Genomic DNA, 6,232 nt, shown 5'->3' on the forward strand with positions numbered 1-6,232 from the left:
ATTCATGCGCAGGAGTATAGTCAAAATTGCTTTGACCGGTTTTCTGGTCACATCCGGGCTGGTTTCGCCGGCTTTGTCGCAAGAATTGCGGATGGCCATCTGGAGCGCCAACGAAGCCCATCTCGCCCTCTTCAACGAGATCGCCGATGAGTTCGAGGCCAGCCATCCCGGCGTCAAGATCACCTACGATTCGCTTGCCTACGAAGGTTATGCCACCACCCTGACCACCCAGATTGCCGGCGGCAACCCTCCCGATCTGGCCTGGCTTTTCGACACGACTGCACCTGACTTCATGGCGGCCGGGGCGCTTTATCCCCTCACCGAAACCTTTGCCAATACCGAAGGTTACGACATGGGCGACTTTCCTCCGGCAACACTCACCGCCTGGTCGTATGAAGGGGTACAATATCTCTATCCCTTCTCGACATCGCCCTTCGGCGTTTTCGTCAACAATGACATGATCCGGGCGGCAGGCGCAAAGACACCAGCCGAGATGATCGCCGCCGGCGAATGGAACTGGGACAATGCCATTGCGACGGCGGCGAAAGTCGCGGCCACCGGCAAACAGGGATTGATCATTCGTGATTTCGAATACAAGGCCTGGGAAAACCTTGCCGAAGTCTATACCGGCTGGAATGCCTATCCCTGGTCGAAAGACACCAAGTCCTGCGCTTTTGCCAGCCCGGAGATGGTTGATGCGATGCGCTTCATCCACGATGCGATCTTCGTGAAAAAAGCCATGCCAGGCCCCGGTGTTTCTGCCGACTTTTTTGCCGGGGATGCGGCGATGACGACCACTCAGATCAGCCGCGCAGCGCTGCTGCCGAAAGGCGACAAGGCCTTCGACTGGGATCTCGTGCCGTTGCCTAAAGGACCCGCAGGTGACTATGCCGTAACAGGTCGGGCAGGCATTGGCGTCATGGCCAGCGGCAAAAACCCGAAGCTTGCGGCGGAATTCCTGGCGTTTTTCTCCTCCAAGCCTAATGTGGCCAAGCTCGCGCGGTTTTTTCCGCCGGCACGGCAGAGCCTGCTCACCGCCGATGTCCTCGCAGCCGCCAACCCATTGCTGTCGCGTAAACAGATAGAGGCCGTGGTCATTCGTGGCGTCGCCACCGGTCAATCAACGCAGCAGGTCCTCAATTTTGCCCGGCTGCAACAGACCGTTCGCGCTGGCCTTGACGGTCTCTGGCGTCCCGATGCCGACGTCACGGCTGTCCTGCAAGCGCTTTGCGGCCGTCTCGATCCGTTGCTGGCGGCCAATTGAGGCTTGGTAGTCATCCGATTTTTCGTGGATGTGAAAAGCAGAAGGAAGAAAAGCCATGACGCTTGCCCTCCAGACAGCGCAGACACAGGCCCGGCGTGGCTTCTGGACCATGGCGCGCCGTGACGCCGCCACCGGTTATCTGTTCATAGCGCCGCAACTCATCGGTATCGTTGTCTTCGTGCTCGTGCCGCTGGTGCTGGTCTTCTGGTATTCACTGCATGAATGGAACGTGCTGGCGGGATCGTTCCGGTTCACCGGCGTCACCAACTACCAGAAGCTGCTCAGCGACCCGGCCATGGGCGAAGTGCTGGGTGTGACCGCCGTGTTCTCCGCCGGGCTTGCCCTGCTCAATATGAGCCTGGCGCTGGGGCTTGCGTTGCTCCTGAACCAGAAGCTGGCCTTCATGACCGTGTTCCGTACACTGTTCTTTTCGCCTGTCGTGGTGTCACTGGTCGCCTGGACAATCGTCTGGAGTTTCCTTCTGCAGAACAATGGCGGCATCAACGGCCTCCTGCAAATGATCGGCGTCGGGGGGCCCAACTGGCTGCGCCACCCAACAACCGCGATGATCTCGGTCATCGTTGTACAGGCACTCAAGAATCTCGGTCTCAACATGATCCTGTTTCTTGCCGCACTACAGGGCGTGCCGCGGGAACTGTTTGAAGCCGCACGCGTCGACGGTGTGCCGCGCTTCAAGCAATTCTATCGCATCACCCTGCCGATGATCAGCCCGACGATCCTGCTCGCCTCCATCGTCACCATCGTCGGCGCGTTGCAGGTCTTTGCGCAGATCATGATCCTCACGCAGGGCGGGCCGGGCTTTTCCACGACGGTTCTCGTCTATTACCTCTACCAGCAGGCCTTCCAGTTCTACCTCTTCGGTTATGGCTCGACACTCTCCATCATCCTGCTGGTCATTGTCGGCGCGCTCACCTTCATCCAATGGCACCTGCGCAGAAAGTTCGTATTCTATGAAAACTGAACTCAGCCCACGCGCGCAGACGCTGATCTATTTCATACTCTGCGTGCTGCTTGTCCCCTTCGTTTTTCCGACCTGGTGGATGGTCACGTCGTCGGTCAAACCCGTCAGCCAGATATTTGCCTTTCCGCCGGATATCTGGCCGCGTGCCTTTGATTTTTCCTCCTATTCCGACGTTTTCAGAATACAGCCCTTCGCGCTGCAATACTGGAACTCCGCCTATATCGCCGCAATCGTCACCATCGGCACCATGGCCGTGGCGTCGATGGCCGGATATGCCTTTGCGCGCATCAGGTTCCCCTTCGCCAACGCCATCTTCATGGTGGTGCTGGTGGGGTTGCTCATCCCGTCAGAAGTGACGCTGGTTCCGCTGTTCCGGATGTTTCTCAAATGGGGCATGATCAACACACACTGGCCGCTGATCCTGGTGCCGATCTTCGGCGCACCGGCGGTCTTCGCCACCTTCATCATGCGCCAGTTCTTTATCTCCCTGCCCGTGGAACTGGAGGAGGCTGCGCGGGTCGATGGCCTCGGCCGGTTCAAGATATTCTGGACCATCGCCCTGCCGCTTGCCCGTCCGGCGCTGGCGGCCGTTGCAATCTTCACATTTCTCGGCAGCTGGAACCTCTATCTCGAACCCATCGTCTTTCTCTCCAGCCCCGACAAGTTCACCCTGCCCCAGGCACTAACACAATTTACCGACGCCTATGGCGGACCGATGTGGAACATCCAGCTTGCCGCCGCAACAATGACCGCCATCCCGGTACTCATCGTCTTCATCGTTGCGCAGAAACAATTCGTCGAAGGCCTCGCCCATACCGGGCTTAAAGGCTAATCGAAAGGCTGACCCATGGCACCCGTTACCCTTAGATCCGTCAAGAAAAGCTATGGCGCATTCGCCACCATCCATGGTGTCGATATCGATATTGCCGATGGCGAATTCGTTGTCCTCGTCGGCCCTTCGGGCTGTGGCAAATCCACTTTGCTGCGGATGATCGCAGGCCTTGAAACCGTGACCAGCGGCGATATCTCGATCAGCAGCCGTGTCGTCAACGAGATCGAACCGAAAGACCGCGACATCGCCATGGTCTTTCAGAACTACGCGCTTTATCCGCACATGAGCGTCGCCAGGAACATGGCCTTCTCGCTCGAGCATCGCGGCGGCAGCAAGACCGAGATCGCCGAGCGGGTGAGTTGGGCAGCCGAGATATTGGGGCTGACGCCATTGCTCGAACGGTTCCCCCGCCAGCTTTCCGGCGGCCAACGGCAGCGTGTCGCCATGGGCCGCGCAATCGTCCGCAATCCTCAGGTTTTTCTGTTCGACGAACCACTCAGCAATCTCGATGCCAAACTGCGCGTGGTGATGCGCGGTGAAATCAAGGGGCTGCACCAGCGTCTGGGGGTCACGACCGTTTATGTCACGCATGACCAGGTGGAAGCCATGACCATGGCCGACAAGATCGTGGTGATGAATGCCGGGCGGGTCGAGCAATGCGGGGCGCCGCTCGAGCTTTATGACCGGCCCGCCAATCCCTTCGTCGCCGGCTTCATCGGTTCGCCGGCGATGAATTTCATCAAGGGACAACTTACGGCCAATGGCTTCGAGGCTGATGGCGTCGTTTTGCCCCTCCCGCCCGGTTCTGCCACAGGCGAAGCGATATACGGCATCCGCCCGGAACATTTCGAACTGGTCAACCAAGGCCTCACCGCAACGGTTTTGCTGGTGGAGCCAATGGGATCGGAAACGCAGGTTACGATGATGCTCGGCAATCACCAGGTCATCGGTGTTTTCCGCGAGCGCGTACAGGCGCAGCCGGGCGCGACCATCCAGATTCAGCCGGATCTGGCATCGATCCACCTGTTCGATGCCGGAACGAGTCAACGCCTCAACTAGCGGACCGCTCGCCATGACACGCCATCGCAAACCGGATCTGAAGAAGCGCCGCTCCGACACGCCACCTCCCGGCATATTGTCACCATCCGAAATTACATCGGGTTCCTCATGGAGATTAAAGGTCGCGGCTTATAGGAGCCTCGCGGCATTGAACGCGGGATAGACAGTATGAAATCGACGTGTCAGGTGTTGGAAAGCCGTAATCGGAGGGGCATGCAAATTCGCACGAACATAACGCGCCGTAATATCCGTCTGGTCTCTCCCCTCTTTCTCGCTGCCGGGCTGATATTCCAGGCAACCATGGCAGTCGGTCCGGCGCACGCAGCGGAGAGCGTCACCGTTCCACCTTATGAGCCTGCGGTAGGAGCTGAGCTTCATTATCGCGTTCAAAAGACGACCGAGACCGACATGTCGCTTTGGTTCGACAGGCCGGAAGCATCGTCCGCTGTCATGCGGGGCGATTTCCGTCAGTCAGCAACGGTCCTGTCGCGAAACGACGAGGGAATGCGGGTGAAATGGAGGCTTTCCGCCGACATTCCCCCGGATGCGGCAGGCGCTGCGGATTCCTATGCGATGAACGCCATGTTTCGCAATTCGCTCGCTGCTTATGGCATTAAAGAGCTGGAATTCGATGCAGATCCGAGCGGTGCTCCGATGACGCTTCTCGGCGCCGATCAGATCATTGCCAATATGGAAATGCTTCTGTCCACCTCCGCGCCCGATAATACGGCCTCCCGCATGCTCCAGACCGTTAAAGGCAATCCCCTTGTGGTCATAGACGTGCTTGCGCCGGAAAGCATGATCCTTGCGCTTGGGCAGTCCTCCGAAGCTTTCACGACAGATATCGGGCGGGAATGGACGGTTGCGGGGAACGAAGAGCTGAAAGGGGTGCTCGTTCCGACAAGCACCGTCTGGAAACTCGAAGCTGCCGACAAGATCAGGCAAACAGCCACCTTCAGCGCGAAGGTAACCTACGATCCGGCTGCCCTGCTGCAATCCCAGCAATCCTCTATCGATGGCATGATCGCAAGCTTCGCAGACCGGGCGAAACAACTGACCGATGCCCAGCTGGCGCAGGCCAGAAGCGCCGGCAAATCGCGGACTGTGACCTATGTGAACTCAACACGCGACGGCTCGACAATCGAGGTGCTGGAAAACACGGTCGCAAGTGTCGGCGGCATGAAGGTCACCATGGCTGTGCATATCTGGCGGGAGGATCAGCCACCGGTCCTGCCTGCGCCGCATGCATGGACCGCCGAGACCCTGTCTGGCCAACGCGTCGAGCCGTTACCCGAAAACAATACCCAGGCTTCGATCGATCTGGATCAGTACCGCCCGAAAACCGAAGCCGATACCGCGTCCTCCCCCAACCAGAATGATGGCGGCAAAACTGCTGCCGACGGCGGCGGGGACATCGCACCGATTTCGCTCAGGGTCGCAAAGGTAAAAACCTCGGTCGATGCCGCTGCCGGACCTGCGGTGGAAATTGCATTGACACCGGAAAGCGCCAAGGCCTTCGAGGATTTCACGCGCGCAGCTCTCGGGAAGAAGACCCAGTTGCTGGTCAATGGAGACGTCATCTTCGAGCCGGTGGTGAGAGAGCCAATTAAGGGCGGCAACGTGACCATCAATGGCCTTGATTCATCGCAAGCAGAAATGGTCGAGCGGCAATTGTCGTCTTCTGAGGCCACGGTCATCGTGCGGCTGGCGCCATGACCCTGCGATAAAGTTTTCTTCCGGTAGGCGGGCGCACCCTGTGTTTTCGAATGTCGGACAGACCGAGAGTCTTCGTACTACAATCGCTGATCGTCCGGAATTGTGCTCAATGGGCTTCATAAGCACGATCCCGAATCTCGGCATCAATACATGTTTGGACAAGTGCGCTTGCGGCCATTGCTATCTCCCAATCTGATGAGATCAGCAAATGCGATTGAATGACAAATTCAACACGAGGTTTCAGGCCGTCATCGTCCAGGCACATCATTTTGACACCGGATTCTGTGCTTGCGTTGTGCTAGGCTTAAAAACGACTTAGGCCTCCCGTTGGGAGGCCGACAAAGTCTTGATATTCCGGTAAATTTTGGTTGCGGGGGCA

5 protein-coding genes are annotated in these 6,232 nt (G+C 58.2%); all 5 read left to right on the plus strand.

The features are described from left to right. The first annotated feature begins 4 nt into the window (after nucleotides 1-4). The 5 genes from N434_RS05170 (at nucleotide 5) to N434_RS25705 (ending at nucleotide 5,853) form a co-directional block, all read left to right on the plus strand. A complete protein-coding gene (locus N434_RS05170) occupies nucleotides 5-1,264 on the plus strand; it encodes an ABC transporter substrate-binding protein (protein ID WP_080819653.1) in 1,260 nt (419 codons plus the stop codon). A gap of 55 nt (nucleotides 1,265-1,319) precedes the next feature. Then, entirely contained in the window at nucleotides 1,320-2,246 is a 927-nt protein-coding gene (locus N434_RS05175) for a carbohydrate ABC transporter permease (RefSeq protein ID WP_110756434.1), read from the plus strand. Next, a complete protein-coding gene (locus tag N434_RS05180) occupies nucleotides 2,236-3,078 on the plus strand; it encodes a carbohydrate ABC transporter permease (protein ID WP_080813145.1) in 843 nt (280 codons plus the stop codon). Before N434_RS05175 ends, N434_RS05180 begins: the two co-directional genes overlap by 11 nt. 15 nt (nucleotides 3,079-3,093) lie before the next feature. Continuing rightward, a complete protein-coding gene (locus tag N434_RS05185) occupies nucleotides 3,094-4,137 on the plus strand; it encodes an ABC transporter ATP-binding protein (protein ID WP_110756435.1) in 1,044 nt (347 codons plus the stop codon). A gap of 408 nt (nucleotides 4,138-4,545) precedes the next feature. Then, nucleotides 4,546-5,853, plus strand: a complete 1,308-nt coding sequence (locus N434_RS25705) for a SecDF P1 head subdomain-containing protein (protein WP_181423879.1) — start codon at nucleotides 4,546-4,548, stop codon at nucleotides 5,851-5,853. The last annotated feature ends 379 nt before the right edge of the window (nucleotides 5,854-6,232 follow it).

The organism is Rhizobium sp. UGM030330-04, from assembly GCF_003208455.1.
GTDB lineage: Bacteria > Pseudomonadota > Alphaproteobacteria > Rhizobiales > Rhizobiaceae > Agrobacterium > Agrobacterium rhizogenes_A.